At 72.4% G+C, this 20,132-nt stretch carries 14 protein-coding genes; 5 read left to right on the plus strand and 9 right to left on the minus strand.

What is annotated here, in order from left to right; all coding sequences use genetic code 11:
* Nucleotides 1-3 precede the first annotated feature (3 nt).
* From WMF20_RS19770 to WMF20_RS19790, 5 genes are all read right to left on the minus strand, one after another.
* Nucleotides 4-1,476, minus strand: a complete 1,473-nt coding sequence (locus tag WMF20_RS19770) for a CHASE3 domain-containing protein (RefSeq protein WP_437615830.1) — start codon at nt 1,474-1,476, stop codon at nt 4-6.
* Nucleotides 1,473-2,042: a chemotaxis protein CheW gene (locus tag WMF20_RS19775; RefSeq protein ID WP_437615832.1), complete on the minus strand. Its 570-nt coding sequence runs from the start codon at nt 2,040-2,042 to the stop codon at nt 1,473-1,475. Before WMF20_RS19775 ends, WMF20_RS19770 begins: the two co-directional genes overlap by 4 nt.
* Nucleotides 2,039-3,613, minus strand: a complete 1,575-nt coding sequence (locus WMF20_RS19780) for a CheR family methyltransferase (protein ID WP_437615834.1) — start codon at nt 3,611-3,613, stop codon at nt 2,039-2,041. Before WMF20_RS19780 ends, WMF20_RS19775 begins: the two co-directional genes overlap by 4 nt.
* Entirely contained in the window at nt 3,610-4,047 is a 438-nt protein-coding gene (locus WMF20_RS19785) for a chemotaxis protein CheW (RefSeq protein WP_061621928.1), read from the minus strand. Before WMF20_RS19785 ends, WMF20_RS19780 begins: the two co-directional genes overlap by 4 nt.
* A 155-nt stretch (nt 4,048-4,202) precedes the next feature.
* Entirely contained in the window at nt 4,203-5,645 is a 1,443-nt protein-coding gene (locus WMF20_RS19790) for an ABC transporter substrate-binding protein (protein ID WP_437615836.1), read from the minus strand.
* A gap of 489 nt (nt 5,646-6,134) precedes the next feature.
* Here WMF20_RS19790 and WMF20_RS19795 point away from each other — a divergent pair, with 489 nt between their 5' ends.
* The gene (locus tag WMF20_RS19795; RefSeq protein WP_437615838.1) at nt 6,135-10,475 is read left to right on the plus strand and encodes a DNA topoisomerase 3; all 4,341 of its coding nucleotides are present in this window, start codon (nt 6,135-6,137) and stop codon (nt 10,473-10,475) included.
* Between the two features lie 18 nt (nt 10,476-10,493).
* On the opposite strand, the gene WMF20_RS19800 is transcribed toward WMF20_RS19795, so the two are convergent.
* The 3 genes from WMF20_RS19800 to WMF20_RS19810 form a co-directional block, all read right to left on the minus strand.
* Nucleotides 10,494-10,622, minus strand: a complete 129-nt coding sequence (locus WMF20_RS19800) for a hypothetical protein (RefSeq protein ID WP_020736078.1) — start codon at nt 10,620-10,622, stop codon at nt 10,494-10,496.
* Nucleotides 10,623-10,879: 257 nt separating this feature from the next.
* On the minus strand, nt 10,880-12,232 hold the full coding sequence (locus WMF20_RS19805) for an SBBP repeat-containing protein (protein ID WP_437615840.1): 1,353 nt from the start codon (nt 12,230-12,232) through the stop codon (nt 10,880-10,882).
* Between the two features lie 395 nt (nt 12,233-12,627).
* Nucleotides 12,628-13,446: an SDR family NAD(P)-dependent oxidoreductase gene (locus WMF20_RS19810; RefSeq protein WP_437615842.1), complete on the minus strand. Its 819-nt coding sequence runs from the start codon at nt 13,444-13,446 to the stop codon at nt 12,628-12,630.
* A 391-nt stretch (nt 13,447-13,837) separates the two neighbouring features.
* On the opposite strand from WMF20_RS19810, the gene traA reads away from it, so the two are divergent.
* Complete coding sequence (gene traA, locus WMF20_RS19815; RefSeq protein ID WP_437615844.1) at nt 13,838-15,922, plus strand: outer membrane exchange protein TraA family protein; 2,085 nt, start codon at nt 13,838-13,840, stop codon at nt 15,920-15,922.
* Between the two features lie 2 nt (nt 15,923-15,924).
* Nucleotides 15,925-17,808 carry an OmpA family protein gene (locus tag WMF20_RS19820; protein WP_129581485.1) on the plus strand — a complete coding sequence of 628 codons (1,884 nt, stop codon included), beginning with the start codon at nt 15,925-15,927 and terminating at the stop codon, nt 17,806-17,808.
* Nucleotides 17,809-18,080: 272 nt separating this feature from the next.
* Here the strand turns inward: WMF20_RS19820 and WMF20_RS19825 are convergent, their stop codons facing one another.
* Nucleotides 18,081-18,737 carry a hypothetical protein gene (locus tag WMF20_RS19825; protein ID WP_437615846.1) on the minus strand — a complete coding sequence of 219 codons (657 nt, stop codon included), beginning with the start codon at nt 18,735-18,737 and terminating at the stop codon, nt 18,081-18,083.
* Between the two features lie 166 nt (nt 18,738-18,903).
* On the opposite strand from WMF20_RS19825, the gene WMF20_RS19830 reads away from it, so the two are divergent.
* A complete protein-coding gene (locus WMF20_RS19830; protein ID WP_437615848.1) occupies nt 18,904-19,419 on the plus strand; it encodes a peptidylprolyl isomerase in 516 nt (171 codons plus the stop codon).
* A 193-nt stretch (nt 19,420-19,612) separates the two neighbouring features.
* A complete protein-coding gene (locus WMF20_RS19835; RefSeq protein WP_437615850.1) occupies nt 19,613-20,101 on the plus strand; it encodes a hypothetical protein in 489 nt (162 codons plus the stop codon).
* The last annotated feature ends 31 nt before the right edge of the window (nt 20,102-20,132 follow it).

Raw genomic sequence — 20,132 nt, forward strand, 5'->3', positions numbered from 1 at the left:
CTCCTACGCCCCGGCTGGCCGCTGGATGAGGCGGACGAGGTCCTTCGAGAGCGTCGCGAGCTCGGAGGACGTCTTCAGCGTGACCGACGAGCTCGCCTCCGTCTCGCGCGCGGTGCGCGCCACGTCGAGCAGCGCCGCGTTGACCTGCTCGACCGCCGTGGCCTGCTGCTTGGTGCTGAGCTCGATCTCGCGCGACGCCTCGGCGGTGCTGCTGACGAGCTCCGAGATCTGCCGGAAGCTCGTGGCGACCTCGCCGAACTGGCGCGCGCTCGCGTCGACCGCCTTCGAGCCGCTCTCCGTCGCGATCACGGTCGTGTTCGCGGCCGCGCGGATCTCCTCGATGAGCGCGCGGATCTCCTTGGTCGAGCCGCCCACGCGGTCGGCGAGCTTGCGGATCTCGTCGGCGACCACCCCGAAGCGCCGGCCCGCGTCCCCCGCGCCGGCCGCCTCGATGGTCGCGTTGATCGCGAGGATGTTCGTCTGCTCGGCGAGCTCGTTGATGATCTGGAGGATCCCGCCGATCTCCTGGGATTTCTTGCCGAAATCGAGCATGTGGAGGACGATCTGCTCGACCTGGCGCTGGACGCCGTCGATGCCCTCGCGCGCCCGCTTCACGGTCTCGTCGCCGGCGCGCGCGGCCGCGGCGGTGTCGGCGGCGATCTGCGTCACCCGCTGCGTGCTCTCGGCGATCTGGTGGGACGTCGAGAGCAGCTCCCGCATGGTGGCGGAGACCTCGGTCGAGGTGGTCGCCTGCTCCTTCGAGCCCTGCGCCTGCTGCGTGGCGGCGGCCTGGAGCTCCGTCGCGGAGCTCTCGATGCGGCGGGTCGCCGAGTGGATGCGGCGGTTGATGCCGCGGATGATCAGGAAGCCGACCGCGGCGACGACGAGGACGGTGAGCGCCGAGCCCGCGGTGAGGGTGACGAGCAGGCGCTGCTCGCTCGCCGCGGCCTCCTCCTCTCGCGCCGCGAGGGCGCGCGTCTCCTCGGCGCGGAGCTCGCCGGCGACGGCGCGGATGTCATCCATGGCGCGCCGGCCCCGGCCGCTCGCGACGGTCGCCGCCGCGGCCTCGGCGCCCTCGCGGCGGCGCTGCTCGACCGAGAGGCGCATCTCCTCGAGCTTCTCCCGCATGAGCGGCCGGAGCCGGTCGAGCCGCTCCTGCGCGCCCAGGTTCCCCTCGGTCAGCCGGCGCAGCTCCTCGTAGTCGGCGTCGATCGAGTGCAGCGCGATCTCGTAGGGCTCCAGGAACGCGTCGTCGCCGGTGATGATGAACCCCCGCTGCCCCGTCTCCGCGTCGAGGAAGTGGGCGTGGAGCTCGTCGAGCTCGGTGAGCACCCGGTAGGTCTGCTTCAGCTCCTGGCTGATCTCGAGCAGGCTCGCCGTCTTGTGGACGGAGACGACGCCCAGCAGGATCAGCACGACGAGGGGGAAGAACAGGCTGGCGACGATCTGCTGCGGGATGGTCCAGTTGGTCTTCATCGATCTTCCTTGGGACGCTCTGCCCCTCGCTGGGCCCTGCGCAGGACGGTGGCCGCGACGGCGGCGACGCGGAGCAGGCCCCGCGGCCCGCCGTCGACCTCGACGGCCTCCGTGACGAGCTCGCCCGCGCCTTCGCGCTCGCCGGCGGCGGAGCGCGCGCCTTCGCGCGGGATGCTGGCATGTCCCTCGATCTCGTCGATCGCGAGCGCGATGTCGGGGTGCTCGGCGCAGACGAGGAGCCAGCGCGGCGCCGGCCCTGCCGCCGCGTCCACGCCGGCGCGCGACCGGCCGGAGACGAGCGCGGCGAGGTCGTACGCCGCGGCGAGCCGGCCGCGCAGGCCGACGAGCCCGAGCAGCCCCGGGGGGCCGCCGGCGAGCGGCACGATCCGGCGGCACGGCTCGACGGCGGCGAGCTCCTCGATGCGCACGAGGAGCCTGCGGTCGCCCGCCCGGACGGCGAGCGCGCGCGCCGGCTCGTCGGCGCGGGTCCGCGCGGGCTCGGCGAAGGACGCGTCGAAGGCGGCGTGCAGCGCGGCGAGGCGCTCGGCGAGCTGGGCGCGCTTCATCCGGCGCGCCCTCCCCGGGCCGTGAGCTCGGCCTGGCAGAGGCCGATCAGCGCCGACCTCGGGAAGCCGCCGCCGAACAGCACGAGGCGCTCCTGCCGCTCCGCGACGAGCAGCGCCGCCGCGCGGCCGAGCTCGTCCCGCGTGGTCGCGAGGTCGCCGGAGCGCTTCGCGAGCAGCCCGAGCCTGAGGTGCGGCATGGCGAAGCTTGGATCGCGCGACGCCGCGGCCTTGTAGTGCTGCGCGGCGCCCGCGGCGTCGCCCGCCTGCTCCTGGCAGAGGCCGAGCACGTAGTGGGCCGCGCCGCTGTCCCCGGCGTCGCCCGCGTCGAGGGTGCGCTGGCAGGCGCGCTCGGCGCGGGCCAGATCGCCCTGCTGGCAGAGGATCACCGCGCGCAGGAGCTCGACCCGGGCGCTCGGCGCGGCCCGCTGGGGCAGCGCCGCGAGCGCCGCCATCGCGTCGGTGAACCGCTCGCCGCCGATGAGCTCCAGCGCCCTGTCGATCGCCGCGAGCTCGGCCAGCGCCGGGGGCCTCGTCGAGGGGGGCCTCGTCGAGGGGGGCCTCGTCGACGGCGGCCTCGTCGACGGGAGCGCGCGCCGCGCGGTCGGAGGGGCCGGCGCGTCGCCCCGCGGGGGCGGCGACACGCGCTGGGCCACCTCGGCGACGCGCGCGGAGGCCTCGTGGATGCGCGCGACCCAGCGGCTCGCGCGCGGGGCGTCGCCGCGCGCGGGGCGGGGGGGCGCGCTGCTCCGCCGGTAGTAGAAGATGCCGTGCGAGTGCGCCGCCTCGAACGCGGCGTTCGCGGCGCGGAGCGACTCGCTCGAGGCGAGGAACAGGAAGCCGCGCGGCGCGAGCGCGCCGTGGAGCCGGTCGAGCACCTCGGCCATCTTCTCCGGCGCGAAGTACATGAGGACGTTGCGGCAGAAGATCGCGTCGAACGCGCCGGGCCGCCAGAAGGCGGGGTCGTCGTCGAGGAGGTTCCGGACCTGGAACTCGACGAGGCTCCCGATCTCCTGGCGCAGCGCCACAGCGGCCCCGGCGCGCGTGAAGAAGCGCTGGCGCATGTCGTCCGGGACCGCCCGCAGGGTCCACTCCGAGTACCGCGCCCGCTGCGCCTTCCGGATGGCGCCCGGGTTGACGTCGACGCCGACGACCTTGATCCGGTGGGGCAGGAGCCCCGGGTACGCGGTGTGGAGCGCGATCGCCAGCGTGTACGCCTCCTCGCCCGAGGCGCAGCCCGCCGAGAGCACGGTGATCGGCTCGCCGTCGGGACGCGCGGCGAAGCGCTCCGGCAGGGCGACCTCGACGCAGGCCTCGATCTGCTGCCATTCCCGGAAGAAGTACGTCTCCCCGACCGTGAGCTGGCCCGCGAGGACGTGGAGCTCCTCGCGGGCGACCTCCGGCCGGTCGAGCGCTCGCCGGTAGTCGCCCAGATCGGCGCACCCCCGGGCGCGCATCCGCTCGCGCAGCACGGCCTCGAGGTCGGCGCCGAGGTGCAGGGATGCGCGCGAGAGCCCGAGGCGCTCCTCCAGGAGCTCCTCGAGCGGGCCGAGGTCGCGCTCGGCGGAGCTCATGCCGTGCCTCGGAGGGCCGACCACGCGGCCTCGGGCAGGAGCCGCGCTGTCTCGAGCAGCGCCATGGCCTGCCCGTCGAGCGAGCCGAGGCTGTCCACGCATTCTGGCAGGGCCTGGGCGACGAGCGGCGGAGTCCGCTCCAGGGCGGCCGGGTCGAGCGCCTTGATGCCGAGCACCTCGTCGACCTCGAGCGAGAGCGGCCGCGCTCCGGCGCGGACCGAGACGAGGCGCGCCCCGCGCTGCCCGTCGGCCACGCCGAACAGCGCCGCGAGGTCGATCACGGGCACGTGCGCCCCGCGGATGACGGCCAGCCCCCGCACGAACCGCGGCGCGCCGGGGACGCTCAGGACGTCGAGGGCGCGCATGGTCTCGACCACGGCGGTGAGCGGGAGCGCGCAAGCCCACGAGCGGACGCGGACGACCAGGGCTCTCAACCGCCTCTCCTCCTCCGACGCGCAGGCCTCGGCGGCGCGGTGGGGTCTCCTGCGACGTACCTCATGAGGGACCTGCCGCGCCCGGGCGCGACCCTCTCGTCACGTTACCCAATTCCCGAATCCTTTTGAAGACGTAGACGCAGCGTGCGGCGACGTCACGGCGCGGCGGGCTGCTGCTCCAGCGGGGGATAGAAGATCTTGAGATCGTCGAGCTGCCTCACGTCGCCCTTCCGTTCGCGGGCCCAGGTCTCGGCGTAGTCTCTCGACAGGAACGCGTCGAGGTCGCCGTCTTCCGTCTCCGCGTACCACGCCTGCTCGGCCAGCAGCTTCAGGCCCGTGTGCCGGTCGTGCACGAACATGGCGCGCAGCCGCTTCCCCTCGGCCGAGAGCGCCTGGCGCGCCGCGAGCGCGGAGGCCGCGTTCTCGTACGATCGCACCTTGGCCTCGCCGGCCACCCAGAGCTGCGCGGCCCGCTTCGGCTCCGCGATCGGCGCCCCGGTGCGCGCGTCGCGCTGCGCGAGGGGCACCTTGGCGTGGCGCGAGAGCCGCTCTTCGTAGCTCACGCCGGACGCCGCGCACGCCTGCCGGATGTAGCGATCGTCCACGAACCGGTCGACGTCGAGCGAGGCGTTCGTCCGCTTGAGGAGCGCCAGCGTGTCGGCCGCGATCCGCAGCCCGCGGACGAACTGGGGCTTGAGCGAGACGTCGCGCGTCTGGATCCCGAGGGGGCCGTGGAACATGTAAGCCACCTCGGCGTCGACCCCGGTCACCTGCTCGATGAGCTCGCTGTACCGCTCGGGATCGCGCTCGAAGATGCGGTCTGCCTCGATGATCGCGCGGAGCAGCCCGACGACGACCTCCGGGTGCTCCTCCGCGTAGGCGGCGCGCACCAGCATGCCGTGCGAGGTGGGGATCTGCGTGGTGGCGCCGTCGTAGATCTTGCGCGCGGCGCCGCGGAAGGGGAACAGCTCGACGAAGGGGACGAAGCTGGCGTGGGCGTCGATGCTGTTGTCTCGGAGCGCCGCCTCGGCCTCGGCGGGCTGCTGCGACACGAGCGTGACGTCCCGCTCCGGGTCGAGGCCGGCGTCGCTCAGCGCGCGCAGCAGCATCCCGTGCGCCGTCGAGCCGAACGGCACGGAGATGCGCTTGCCCTTGAGATCGGGCACGCCGTGCACCGGGGAGTCGATCGGGACCACGATCCCGTTCCCGGCGCCGGCGGCGCTGCCGGACAGCGTCGCAATGTAAATGCTGCGCTTGCCCGCCTGCTCCGACGCGATGCCGTTCAGGACCGCCGGGAAATCGGCCATCATGCCGAAATCGAGGCCGCCGGCGATCATCTCGGCCGTGATCGGGGGCCCCGACGAGAAGTCCCTCCATTGAATGTCGTATCGGACGTCCTCGTAGGCCCCTTCTCTGGGGAGATATCGCTTGAGCAGGTCGAGCTCGCGGAGGAGCAGCCCGCCCGTGGCGCAGTTGATCGTCGCGTTCTGCGTGCCGACGGCGATGCGGATCACCTTCTTTTCAGGCGGAGTGCACGCGGCGCCGAGCGCGGCGATCATGAGGCAGAGCAACCACCGCCACGGACAGAGCTTCGTCATAGGAAGGGTGCTTATCGTTGCAGAGCGTCGATGCTCGCAGCGGCGGTGAGCGGCTGTCAAGCGCGGATGGAGAGATCAGGAGTCGACCGATGTGTGGTGTGTCAGGCGCGCGGACGACGTGGTGTCATCACCGTCCTTCGAGGACGACAGGCGGCCACGCGCGACGGTCCACGATAGGGCCGAGTCCATGTCGCCCGCGTTTCGAGAGGCGGCCGGAGACATCGCGTGACGCGCTGGACGTACCGTCGTCGGAGCACGGAGGCGGGGAGGGGAGCCTCCGAGGGGGCATCGGCCTCGGCGCTGCGTTCCCGCCGTTCCGTGGAATTTCTCTGGGCGATCGCGGGCGCCACCGGTTCAACCGGGCGCCGCGCGCCGCTCGCGGCCGCCCGGCGCGCTTCTCCATACCGTCCGAGCGCGGCACGCGCTATCAACGCCCCCGCGGGAGGCGCGGGCGACGCCCGCGGCTCCCGGTGGTCGCATGGTCTTCGCATGATCGCCGTTGTCGCAGAGAAGCCCGCCGTCGCCCGCGACATCGCCGCGGTGCTCGGGGCCTCGCGGCGCGCCGAGGGCTTCCTCGAGGGCGGCGGCTACGTCGTCACGTGGGCGGTGGGGCACCTCGTCGCCATCGCCGAGCCGCACCAGATCGACCCCGCCTGGAAGCGCTGGCGGCTCGACCTCCTGCCGATGCTGCCCGCGCGGTTCCCCCTCGTCGTCCTCCCCGGGACGCGGGCGCAGTTCGAGATCGTCCGGAAGATCCTGGGCCGGCGCGACGTCGAGCGCGTCATCTGCGCGACCGACGCGGGCCGCGAGGGCGAGCTCATCTTCCGCTACATCTACGAGGCCGCCGGCTGCAAGAAGCCGGTCGACCGGCTCTGGATCTCGTCGCTCACCCCCGACGCCATCCGCGGCGGGCTGCGGCGGCTGCGCGACGCCCGCGGCTACGACGGCCTCGCCGACGCCGCGCGCGGGCGCAGCCGGGCCGACTGGCTCGTCGGCATGAACCTCTCGCGCGCCTACAGCCTCGTCTTCGATCAGGATCTCTCGGTCGGACGCGTGCAGACGCCCACGCTGTCCATCGTCGTCGAGCGCGAGCTCGCGATCCGGCGGTTCGTCCCGGAGCCGTACCTCGAGGTCGTCGCGACCTTCTGCCCGCTCCGGGAGGGCGGCGAGGGCGCGGCGGACGCGTCCTACAAGGGCACGTATTTCCGGGACAAACCGCTCGCCAGCGATCCGCGCGAGCCGCCGGGCCCCGCGGGCGAGGGCGAGAAGGCCGAGACCGCGCCGTCGCGGCGGCGCCTCCCGCCGGACGGCGAGGAGGCGCGGCGCATCATCGAGCGGGCCCGGCGCGGCGAGGCGCGCGTCGAGGCGGTGAGGTCCGAGTCCCGCCGGCTCCCGCCGCCGCTGCTCTACGACCTGACCGAGCTCCAGCGGCACGCCAACCGCCTTTACGGCTTCTCGGCGCAGAGGACGCTCGAGGTGGCCCAGGCGCTGTACGAGCGCAGGAAGCTCATCAGCTATCCGCGCACCGACAGCCGGCACCTCTCGACGGACGTGGCCGCCACGCTCGGCGCCGTGGTGCAGGCGATCGAGGGCGCCTACCAGGGCATGCTCGCCCCGGGGACGGGGACCCGGCCGCTCGGCAAGCGCTTCGTCGACGACGGCAAGGTCGGCGATCACCACGCCATCATCCCCACCGGCGCCCGGGCCTCGCGCGCGGAGCTCTCGCCGGACGAGCAGAAGATCTTCGATCTCGTCTGCCGCCGCCTGCTCTCGGCGTGGCACGAGGATCACGTCACCGCGATCACCACGGTCATCACCGCGATCACCACGCGCGCCCGGGGCGAGGGCGCCGGCGCGCCGATCGTGGATCGCTACCACAGCGCGGGCAGCGTCGTGGAGAAGGTCGGGTGGAAGGTGCTCGACATCGGCTTCGGCAAGCCGCCGGCGAGGCCGCGCAAGAAGGCGGAATCGGACGTCAAAGGCGAGGGAGGCGAGGGGCGCGAGGCGGACGAGGGGGAGGGCGAGCGCGAGCGCGAGACCGCGGATCAGCAGCTCCCGCCGGGCCTCGCGCGGGGGCAGGTCCAGCTCGTGCTCGACGCGCAGGCGCTGGCCAAGAAGACGCGCCCGCCGCCGCGCTTCACCGAGGCCACGCTGCTCACCGCGATGGAGACCGCGGGCAGCAGCCTCGAGGAGAAGGAGCTCTCCGAGGCGATGAAGGACTCGGGCCTCGGCACCCCGGCCACGCGGGCGGCGATCATCGAGACGCTCCTCCGGCGCGAGTACCTCGTGCGCAAGGGCAAGCTCCTGCACGCGACCGACAAGGGCGTCGGGCTGATCGAGGTCGTCCACGCGGACGTGAAGAGCCCCGCGATGACGGGCGCGTGGGAGGCGAAGCTCGCCCGCATGGCCCGGGGCGGCGGCGATCTGGCCTCGTTCATGGCGGGCATCGAGTCGTACGTGCGCCATGTGGTGGAGGAGGTGAGCGCCGGGCGGCGCCCGGCCGGGGGCGCGGCGCCTCGGCCGGAGGAGCGGTCGTCTCCCTTTCCGGAGCGCGGCGAGCGGCCGGGTCTCGGGAGCGGCCGCGGCGCTGCGCCGGCGACGGCGGAGGCCCGGCGCGACCGCGAGGCGCCGCGCGCGACGCCCCGGCGCGGGCCGGCCGGCGGCGCGGGCGCGCCGGTCACCGCGTCGCGCGGCGCCCTTCCGGCGGTCGCGGCGGCGGCCGCATCCGCGCTGCCGGCCAGGACGCGTGCGGCGGCCGTGGCGCGCTCGTCCGCCGCGGCGACCGCGCGCGCCGCGGCGGTCGAGTCACCTCTGGCGCGCCCCGCGGCGGTCGAGTCACGCCCGGCGCGCGCCGCGGCGCTCTCGCCCCCGCCGCCGGCGCGCGCCGCCGCGGACGTCGCTTCGCCGGCGGCGCTCTCGCCTCCGCCGCTGGCGCGCGCCGCGGCCGTCGAGTCGCCTCCGCGCCCCACAGCGGGCGTCGCGCCTTCCGCGGCGCGCGCGTCGATCGCTCCGTCGCCGCCGGCGCCCCGGCCCGCGGATCTCCTCCAGCTGCTCCAGCAGTGCTTCGGCTTCCGCGCGTTCCGCCGCTACCAGGAGGCGGTTTGCCGGACGGCGGCCGCGGGGAGCGACGTGCTCCTCGTCATGCCCACCGGCGCCGGCAAATCGCTCTGCTACCAGCTCCCCGGGATCGCGCGCGGCGGCACGACGCTCGTCGTGAGCCCGCTCATCGCCCTCATGGAGGATCAGGCCGCCAAGCTCCGGGCGTGCGGGTTCGCCGCCGAGCGGATCCACTCCGGCCGGAGCCGGGCCGAGTCCCGCAAGGCCTGCATCGATTACCTGGAAGGCGCGCTCGACTTCCTGTTCATCGCCCCCGAGCGGCTCCGCGTGCCCGGCTTCCCCGAGCTGCTCGCCCGCAGAAAGCCGGTGCTCGTCGCCGTCGACGAGGCCCATTGCATCTCCAAGTGGGGCCACGACTTCCGCCCTGACTACCGCATGCTCGGCCAGCGGCTCCCGGCGCTGCGTCCAGCGCCGGTCATCGCGCTCACCGCGACCGCCACGCCGGTCGTGCAGGACGACATCGTCGAGCAGCTCGGGCTCGCCTCCGCGGCGCGCTTCATTCACGGCTTCCGGCGGAGCAACCTGGGTATCGAGCTCCTCGAGGTCAGCCCGGGAGAGCGCCTCGCCCGGGTGCGCGCGCTGCTCGGGCAGGAGGGCCGCACGCCCGCGATCGTGTATGCGCCGACCCGGAAGGAGGCCGAGTCGCTCGCCGCCGGCCTCGCGGAAGACCTCCCCGCCGAGGCGTACCACGCGGGCCTCGCCCCGCAGGTCCGCGACCGGATCCAGGCGGCGTTCCTCGACGGCAGCACCGAGGTCATCGTCGCCACGATCGCGTTCGGCATGGGCATCGACAAGCCCGACGTCCGCACGGTCATCCACGCTGGGCTGCCCGGGAGCCTGGAGGGGTATTACCAGGAGATCGGCCGAGCCGGCCGCGACGGGCTCCCGTCGCGGGCCGTGCTGATGCACTCGTATGTCGACCGGCGAATGCACGAGTTCTTCCACGAGCGCGACTACCCCGAGCCGACGGTCTTGCAGCGGATCGAGGGGACCCTCTCCGCGGAGCCGCGCCCGCGGGAGGAGATCCTGGGCGATCTCGGGATGGATCCGGAGGTCGCGGACAAGGCGCTGGAGAAGCTCTGGATCCACGGCGGCGCGCGCGTGGATCAGGACGGGGGCGTGGCCCTGGGCGAGCCGGGGTGGCGCGGGCCGTACGAGGCGCAGCGGCGCCACAAGCTCGCCGAGCTCGTGCAGATGGCGCGGTTCACCGAGAGCCACGGCTGCCGCATGCTGCACCTGGTCCGCCATTTCGGCGACCAAGAGGACACCGGCGAGCCCTGCGGCCTCTGCGACGTCTGCGCCCCGGCCGCGTGCGCGGCGCGGGAGTTCCGGGCGCCGAGCCGCGACGAGGCGCAGGCGATCGCGAGGATCCTGTCGGCGCTGCGCGACGGCGAGCAGCCGACCGGCCGGCTCTACCGCGAGGCGTTCGCCGACGGATCGCTCGAGCGGCGCGATTTCGAGCACCTCCTCGGCGGCCTCGTGCGCGCGGGCCTCGTGGACGTGCGCGAGGACTCGTTCGAGAAGGCGGGCGAGCTCATCAACTACCAGCGCGCGTCGCTCACGCCGCGCGGCCGCCTCGGCGAGCCGCCGGTCGACGTCCCGCTCGCGAAGACCCCGCCGAAGGTGAAGAAGCGGCAAGGCGCGAAATCGTCGGACGCGCGGCGGGCGTTCTTCGCGCGCAAGGCGCAGCGGAAGAAGGGCCGGTCGCGCTGAGGGGCGCGCGGCCGGCGATCAGCGGAAGATGCCGAAGTGGCCCAGCACCCACCAGAGCAGGACGAAGATGAGGATGGTGCTGAAGCACCCGCCCCCGAGCTTCTTCGCGCCATAGCCTGCCGCAATCCCACGTAGAATCTTGCTCATCGATGGACCTCCGGCCCCGTGTCGGGGTGCTCGATCGGCAAAGCAACGGAGGTGCCATCGGGCGACGTCGGACTTTCCTGCGAGAAGCCGATGGCCTCGCTCGCTGGGCGGTGGGGACGTCGGCGCGGGCGCCACACTGGGGCGTTTCGCTACGCTTCTGCGCGCGGGGGCGTTGAAATTGCGGCGGCGAGAGGCGACGAGCCCGGTCGCGGCGCGGGCGCTGGAGATGACGGCGGCGACGCCGGAGCGGCGGTGCCTTAGCGGCCCAGCTTGGCGACGACGAGGTGCTGGAGGGGGCGGTCGCTGGTCCAGGGGAGGGGGCCGGTGCCGATGTCGGCGTCCGCCGCTTTCGTCCAGCCCGCGACGAGCGTCTCGCCTTCTGGGGAGGTAGCGACGGCCTCCAGGTTGACGCCACCGCCCAGGACGCGACTCCATACGAGCTCGGCGTCGGGGGTGAGCTTGGCGAGGAAGCCCTGCATATCGTTCACCAGGAGCGGGCCGTCGCCGAAGTCGATCTGACTGGTGGCATATCCTGCGACCACGATGTTGCCCGCGGGATCCAGAGCGACTCCGCCCGCCCACTGGTCGTCGTCACCGCCGAACGTGCGCACCCATCCGACGGTGCCGTCCGGCTCGAACTGCACAATGAAGGCGTCGTGGCGGCCTGACGCCGTCAGCGTGTATGGGCCTACACGCAGCTGGTCTCTGTAATATCCAGTCACGACAGGTCGCCCTGACGCGTCCACGGTGATGCCCGCCGTCTGCACCGACGCCGCCTCGCCCATCTTCGTAGCCCAGACCGGTGTCCCGGACGGGGTCAACTTCATGACGAAGCTGCTATTTTCGATCTCAAACGTCCCCCCTATGCGAAAGGTTCCGCTGGACGAGCCAGCGACGAAGATGTTGTTCGATCGGTCCACAGCGACGGCGTTGGCCCCCTGCCCCCCTGTGCCGCCGAACTTGCGCGTCCAGCAGCCCGGCGCGGTCGCGAGGCCCGTTGCGCCGTCGAGCTTCGCTACGATGATGTCCGAGCTGTCGTCGGGCGCGATCGGCCCGCCGCCGAAGTCGATTGCCTCGTCGAAAGACCCCACCACGATCACATCATCATCTGCGTCGGTCGCGACAGCATGAATTATGCTATCGTAGCCGCCCCCAAGGCCCTTGCTCCAGATGTGCTCGCCCGATGCGTCGAGTCGTGCGATGAACGCGCCTTTCGGGAGCGGCCCGTCACCGAAATCGGTCGAACCGCTGGTGGTTTGGCCGGCCATAATGGGGCTCCCCGTGGAGTCGACGGCCAGTCCCCACGGGTTGTCCGAGGAAGAGTCCCCGAACTTCCTGGCCCATAGGGCATCGCCAGCCGGGCTCAGCTTCAGGAGCAGCACGTCTGTGGTATCGGCCGAAGCGAGTGTTTCACTGCCAATCGTCACCGTCCCGAACAAAGCGGCACCGACGAATACGTTCCCCTCGGCGTCGCTTGCAACGCCCATCGGGTGGATGTCTCCCGTTTGTTTGTACGTGGTCGCCCAGACGATGCACTCCAGTCCGTCACAGTTTTCATCGTCCGCGGCATCGCATCGCTCCACCGCCGGCAGGATCTCGCCCTCGCACACGTCCCAGGTTCCATCGGCGCCGCAAGTCCGCCTCCCTTCCCGGCACGCGCCCTCGTTCCTGGTGACCGCTGGACCGCCGTAGCACGCTTCCGACGCATCCTGCGTGCATGTGGGAGCCTCCCCACCAGAACCCCCTGCGCCGCCGATGCCAGCGCGGTCCAGCGGCTGATCGGTGAACTCGTCGAGTCCGAGCAGCAGCGCGCACCCGCTCGCGCAGAGGCCCAGGCTGAGAAGGGAAGCAAGCGCGTAAGGTTGTGCTCTTCGTTGCATCATCTCGTGTGCGCTCGAAAGCTGCGGCAGACAGGTCTCTCCGGACGCTGGCGCGGAGATTATCACGCCCGCGCAGCGCTCGAGCGCCTCGTTCTCAGATCGTCGGGAGGAGCCGGTCTTTGGGATTAGCGCTGAGCGCCTCGCGGCGTTGCGCCATAGCCGAGGAACGAGAGCCCTATCCGCGCCGAAAGCCGGCGTATCGCCGCACGAGGGAGGACGCGGGAGAGCTGGGCCGTGGCCTTGCTCAACGCGGTCGGGACGGCGACCACGTCGCCACGCTCGGCCGCCGCGATGGCGTAGGCCGCGCAGTCCTCGGCCGAGAGTTCGAACCGGGTCTTCCGGCGCGATACTCCGGGCGCGCCCACGTCAAAAATTTCCGTAGTCACCGGCCCTGGGCACAGGGCCGTCACGGTGACGCCGCTCCCATCGAGCTCCGTGGCCAGACCCTCGGAGAACGAGAGCACGAACGCCTTCGTGGCCCCGTAGACCGTGTGCCCCGGGGTCGGCTGGAATGCTGCGAGCGAGGCGACGTTGAGCACGCGCCCTGCGCCGCGCGCCACGAGATCGGGCAGGATCGCCGCGCACAGCGCAACGACGCTCTCGCAGTTGAGCCGCACCAGCATGGCATGCGCCGCGGGATCGCCCTCCAGGAATGGTCCGAGCCGTGTCGCCCCCGCGTTGTTGACCAGCCAGCCCGGGCCGCCCAGCGCGCGCGCCCGATCCCGCACGCGCTGCGCGGCGCCCTCGGCGGTCACGTCGAGCCCGAACGGGTGGATGGGCGCGTGGCCGGCGGCGCGCGCCTCCGCGGAGAGCTCCTCCAAGCGGTGAGCCCGCCGGCCGATGGCGAGCACCGGCTGCCCGCGCGCCGAGAACTGCCGCGCGAGCGCCGCGCCGATGCCGGACGACGCGCCTGTGACGATGGCAAGACCCGAGGTCGTGGTCATGGCGCACTTCTTTACGCCGAGCCGTCCAGGATCGCGAGCAGACTGTCGTTCCTGGACAGCGCGAGCGCGCAGGCGCGACAGACGTCGCCTTCGCCATCTTTGCCGCACAGCGTTAGCGGCACAGTCACGCGTACGTCATCCGACGCGGGCGCACTTCCCTGCGCCGGCATCAACGCATTGCGGTGATAGCGCCCACGCTTCTCCGGGAGCGATGGCCCGCCGCCGGCGTGCGGTGGCCGTCCCCGCCGGCATGGAAGCACGAGCGGGTGGAGGGCCGTCCCCTACACCTGGAGACGGCGCGCCCCGCCTTCTTTTCTTGCGGAGCGCTACGGCCACCGGTTAGCCTACTGACCGTGCTCTTGGAGAGTCGATGGTAAGGACCGGCAGAGCCATGCGCAATCGACGAGCTGTTCTGGCCACCGCGGCTCTATTCACGCTGCTCCCGGCGTCTGCCTACGCCGTGCCGGTAAAGCTCTACACGCCTTACATGGATCCGCTGGAGATCGAGGGCACCGGCCTCTGCTCCGCGTCGGCCATCTCGACGGACCCGCTCAGAGACTTCGGCTTGCTCTCCGCAGGCACCTACAACGCGGGCGTCAACTCCTTCATGGAGAAGCACCCGACGTACGCAATGGGTCGATTCGAGAAGGTCGTCCGGACCATCTTCGATCTCAGCAACAACAACAACACCGGCCTCCAGCTGAGCCACGGCGACTTCACAGGGTCAATGTCGCCCGACTGTGAATTTGGCGGGTGCGCATTCTACCGCGAGCCCGATCCGGACGAGCCTGGCAAGTACATCAACGATCTGAACAACCCGAACACTTCGTTCGCCACGCGTTTTCGCGGCTTTCTGAACGTCACATCGGATCTGGCCGGCCGGCCGATTCACTTCGGGTTCTATGCCGACGACGCCGTGAGCCTCACCTTCTACGATTTGAACCTCGGCGCCGTGACCGTGCTCGTGCGCCCGACCGAGCTCGGCAAGCCGACCTGGCGCACCACGAACACCGTGACGTTCGAGAAGGCCGGCCTGTACCCGCTCGAGATCCTTTACGTCGCGGTCGCGGAGCACTCGGCGCTCGAGATGGGGTATCTCATCGGCGACTTCACCGACTACGAGCTCGGCGCGAGCGAGCCTGGGAGCAGGAGCCTCGAAGATGACGATTTCACCCTCTTCCAGCCCACCCAGTTCTTCCAGACCCTGAGCGGCTCGCCGTCGTTCCCCGATCTCGACCAGTGCCAGCAGTGCAACCGCGACTTCGTCGGCGATCCTGGCAACCACGGCTGTCCCGGCAGCTATTACTGCAACGAGGCAGCGCTCTGCGCCCCGTGCGACACCGCGTTCTTCTGCGGCGAGTCCTGCGCGAAGTGCCAGGGCGACAAGCAGTTTTGCATCAACCTGAACGACGAGTTCCAGTGCGCTGAATGCCGCACCGACGACGACTGCCGCGAGGGCTTCAGCTGCGATCCCGAGACGCACGTCTGCAACGAGTGCAACGTCGACCCGGACTGCCCGCGCGGCGAGATCTGCGTCGACCACGCCTGCACGCCGTGCGACACGCCCGACCGGTGCGCCGGCAACTCGTGCAACTGCTGTCCGAACGGGATCAACGGCACGCAGATGGACTGCGCGGCCGTCGAGCCGGGCGGGATCGAGATGTGCGTCGAGTGCCTCACCGACGCGCAGTGCCCTGGTGACAAGGTGTGCCACGTGCCCACGGGCCACTGCGTCGACAAGCCCCTCCCGACGAACGCGCTGCCCAACTGCTGCGGCGAGGGCTGCGTCGACTGCATGCACCCCGAGGACCCGAACGACCCGCAGACGCCCCCGGTGCCGTTCTGCCTGCCAGGGCCGGTCGGGACGGCGTGCGCCGCGTGCCGCAACGACATGGATTGCTCCGAGGGCCAGTACTGCCTGAGCGGCGAGTGCAAGGCGTGCGTCGAGGACCGGCGCTGCGGGACGCGCTGCGACAGCTGCGGCGGCGATACGCCGTTCTGCTCCGGCCAGTTCGCCGAGTCCGCCGTCTGCGTGCGCTGCACCTCGGACGAGCAGTGCGCCGGCACGACGTGCAACCCCGAGACCCACGAGTGCGACCCGGGATGCATGGCGACCTGCGACGAGGACACCCCGTACTGCGACGGCCAGCGGTGCGTCGAGTGCTACGCCGACACCCAGTGCCCCTGCGGCAACACCTGCGACCTGTCGAACAACACCTGCGACATCTCCTGCAAGTCGAACCTGGACTGCCTCGGCAACGAGCACTGCCGCTGGACCGACGAGGCGGACGCCAAGGAGTGCGCGCTCGGCCCGATGCCGGACAACGTCGCGTGCGGCGGCACCCTCGCCGAGATCTGCAGCGTCTCGGTCGTCGGCGAGAAGGGCGCCGACCCGCGGCCCGCCGGGCTCCTCGCCCTCGCGATGCTGGCCCTGCTCGAACGGACGCGCCGCCGGCGCAGCGGAGGTGCCTCGTGAGAATGCGCCGGCTCCTCCTCCCGCTGCTCGCGCTCGCGGGGCTCCTCGCCGAGCGCCCCGCGCTCGCGGAGGAGGGGCGCTTCGACGCCCAGGTCTTCCGCCCCGCGGCCGCCCCGCGCGACCTCGTGATGGTCCAGAAGTCCGAGGTCATCGGCAACCTCTCGCCGACCATCGGCCTCTACAGCGACATCGCGGCCGACCCGCTCGTGCTCTTGCTCGCGGGCGACGACACGAAGCAGACCGTCAACGCCATCACCGGTCGGCTCGAGCTCGCCCTCCTCGCGGGCATCGGCTTCTTCGACGTGTTCGACGTCACGATGGCCATGCCGCTCATCCTCTTCCAGGAGGGCGGCAACCTGCGCCGGTTCGGCACCGAGGGCTCGGTCAAGAGCACCACCGTCGGCGATCTCCGCCTCTCCACGAAGATCTCGCTCCCGTACCTGAACCGCAAGGAGCAGGTCAAGGAGGGGTTCGGGATGGCGATCTCGGGCAACCTGAACTTCCCCACGGGCGACCAGAACGCGTTCGCCAGCGACGGCGCGCTGAGCGGCGGCGCGACGCTCATCGCCGACTACCGGTTCAACTTCGGCCTGCTCCTCGCCGCGAACGCCGGCATCTGGCTGCGGCCCGACAACCAGTTCTCGGGCGTGCGCGTCGGCGACATGGCGCAGTTCGGCGTGGCGGCCGAGCAGTACGTCGTGCAGCGCTGGGGCCTGTCCGTCATCGGCGAAGTGTACGGCTACCCGTCGCTCACGAGCTACCCCGACGACCCCGGGCAGATCCCCGCGGAGGCGCTCCTCGGCCTGCGCTGGCAGACCAAGCACGGCATCACCATCACCTTCGGCGGCAGCTTCGGCGCGGCGTGCGGCTTCGGCGCGCCCGCGATCCGCTTCTTCAACGTCATCACGTGGCAGCCGAAGACCTCGCAGGAGCAGGAGGAGATCAACCGCCTGCAGCAGCGCGACAACGACGATCCGGATCGCGACGGCCTCATCGGCGCGGCGGACCGCTGCCCCGACGTCCCCGGGAGCCCCGAGAACTTCGGCTGTCCGGACCTGGACACCGACGGCGACGGCATCTTCGATCGCGACGACAAGTGCCCCGACAAGCCCGCCGGCCCGCACGGCAAGGACGGCTGCCCGCTCGCCTTCGTCCGCGGCGACGAGATCGTGATCACCGAGCAGGTCCACTTCGCGACCGACAGGGACGTCATCCTGGAGGACTCGAATCCCACCCTCGAGGCGGTCGCGCAGGTGCTGATCGACAACCCGGAGATCCGCGAGGTGCGGATCGAGGGCCACACCGACGTGCGCGCGACGGACGTCTACAACCTGGCCTTGTCCCAGCGCCGCGTGGCGAGCGTCATGGCCTACCTGATCGCGAAGGGCGTGGACCCGTCGCGCCTGCAGGCGAAGGGGTACGGGCACGCGCAACCGATCTACGACGACACGGGCTGCGTCGGGCCCGACGACCAGCTGAGCCCCGACTGCCAGTTCATGACGTCCAAGAACCGGCGCGTGGTCTTCCGCATCCTGCGCTACGGCTCCGCGGCGCCGAAGCCGCTCACCGGCTCGCCCGAGGGGAGCGAGGAGCTCTTGCCGTCGGGCGGGGTGCTGCCGCAGAAGACGCAGGGCACGCTGCCGACCCAGGGCACGCTGCCGGGTCAGGGGGTCCTCAAGCCGAACGTGCTGCCCAGCGGCGGATCGGCGCTCCCGTCAGCGGGCGCGGTGCCCGGCGGCGCGGCGCCGCTGCCGAACCGCGGCGAGGCGGGGGGGCTCCCGAGCAAGTCGGGGGTGCTGCCGAGGTCCGGCAGCACCACGCCGGCGCCCTCCTCGTCCGGTCAACCGCCGGCGCCGCCGCAGAAGCCGACGCCGGCGCCGCGCTAGATGTCGATGGCGGTGATGACCGCGAGATGAACCGCCAAGGAACGCCAAGAACGCCAAGAAGAGAACAAGACTTGGCGGTCTTGGCGGCTTGGCGGTTCGAGCTTCTGCTCCTTCGAGCGTCGCTCTAGGCAGGAGAGCGGAGGTACGACGGGACGCGGCAGGCTGCCCGTCGCACGGTGGCGGTGTTCTTCGCGCGGCGCACGGGCTCGACGCGCAGGTCGAGCGCCGCGCCGGTCACAAGCACGCAGCGGCGCTCGAAGCGCCGGGTCGCGCTACTTCTTGGGCGCCGGCTTCGGGGGCGTGGGGGACGACGGCTTGGCCGACGTGGCCGCGGACGGCGACGGAGAGGGCGCGGACGACGACGGCTTGGCCGACGTGGCCGCGGACGGCGACGAGGGCTTCGCTCCAGGCTTGGACGGCTGCCCGGGCTTGCCCGGAGTCGCCGAAGCCGCAGGCGCAGCGGCGTCGTCGTACGGCTCGTCGGACGCGGGCGCAGCCTCCTCCGCCGGCGGCGCCTCCGGCTCGGGAGCCGCCGCGGAGTCGCCGGGCTTCGTGGCCGGATGGAACGTCAGCGGCTTCGCCTCGCCTTCCGTGCGGCGGACCCAGATCACCGCGGTCCCGCTCGCGACGCTGGCATAACGGCCGTCCTCGGTGCGGATCTCCTCGTTCACCGCCTCGATGACCGCATCGCCGCCCACGGCGCACGCAGCCTTGCGGAGCGACTCGAGGCGCTCCGCCTCGGTCCGGGCCTCGGGATCGCTCGCGATGGGCTGAAGGCGATGGTACTCGCGATCGGGCAGCTGGCCTGCCGGTACGACGTGCATGTCGCTGCAGAACTCGCCGGAAGGCGTGCGTTTGTCCCGGAAGGGGGTGCTGCAACCGGCGATCAGCGCGGCACCCAGTGCCGCCGAGAGGAGGAGGCGCTGCATGGTGCCTTCTTACCAGCGATGCGACGCGCGATGCAAACCCCGCGCATCGCGCGCGACGCCGATCCGCAGGACAGGCGCCTCCCGGCAGGTGGACCACCGACCACACGGGCGCGCACCCGCGCGCCCCGTGTTCCGATCGTGTGAACGCCTGGCTATGCTCGCGGCGATGCGCCCGCTCGAACGACGCCCTCGTCTCGTCCCTCTCGCCCTCGGCGCGGCGCTCGCCGCCGCGTGCGGCGCGCCCCAGCCCGCGCCGCGCGCCGCCCCGGGCGAGAGCGCCCTCGCCGAGGCGAGCGCCCCGAGCGCCGCCGCGTGCCTCGCGGCCGCCAACGCGAAGCGGCAACCCCGCGCCGACGAGCCGGCGCGCATCGGCGTGAAGCACGTCCTCGTCCGCTACGCCGGCGCCGATCGCGCCGAGGGCGCGACGCGCACGCGCGAGGAGGCCTGTCTGCGCGCGATGGAGGCGCGCGACAAGATCCGCGGCGGCGCCGGCTTCGACGAGGTGGTGGCGCAGTACAGCGAGGAGGCGGGCGCTGCGTCGCGCGGCGGCTCGCTCGGCACCGTGGAGCGCGCCGACGTCCTGCCGCCCTTCGCCGACGCCGCGTTCGAGCTCGACCCCCACCAGCTCAGCGACGTCGTGGAGACCCGCTATGGATTCCACGTGATCTTCAGGACCGAATAGCCCTCCTGCCGCGCGCAGGGCCCCTGTTCGAGACCGCTCTACTCGCGCCCCCCGCGCCCCCCGCGCCCCCCGCGTCACGCGCGCCACGCGCGCCACGCGCGCCACGCGCGCCACGCGCGCCACGCGTGCCGCCCAGCGCCGCGTGCCTCGCCCGAGGGTTGCGTTCGCGGCGGAGGCGCAGCATGAAGCACCCATGCGCGCCCACCAGCTCTTCGCCGCCCTCGCCGTGATGATCGCCTCCCCAGCGCTGCTGATCGCGGCGTGCAAGTCGAGCGACGATCCCGAGGACGCGGGCCCCACGCCGGCCGACATCGCCGCGCCGACCGCGACGGCGCCGCTGCCGGCGGCGACCGGGACCGTGCCCGCCGCGACGCCGACGCCGGCCGCGCCCGCGGCGCCCGCGAAGGCCTCCCCGGCGCAGCCTGCGGCGGGCACCAAGGCGGACGCAGGCGCCGCGCCCGACGGCGGCGACGGCGGCGCGCCGAAGGACGGGGGCGCGACCGGAACGCCCGACGCGGGGGCGCTCTCGGGCAAGCTCGCGGCGTGCGCCGCCAAGTGCCAGTCGATCCTCCAGACCTGCCTCACGCCGAAGTTCCCCGCGGACGGCGGCCTGCCGCAGATCGAGAATCCGGCGGCGTGCCAGAAGTCGTTCGACGACTGCCGCGACGCCTGCGCGCCGTAGCGCCCGCCGCGCGCGGCCAGCGGGCGCAGCC

Origin of the sequence: Sorangium sp. So ce834, assembly GCF_051521425.1 — a bacterium.
In the GTDB taxonomy this organism is placed as follows: domain Bacteria; phylum Myxococcota_A; class Polyangia; order Polyangiales; family Polyangiaceae; genus Sorangium; species Sorangium cellulosum_D.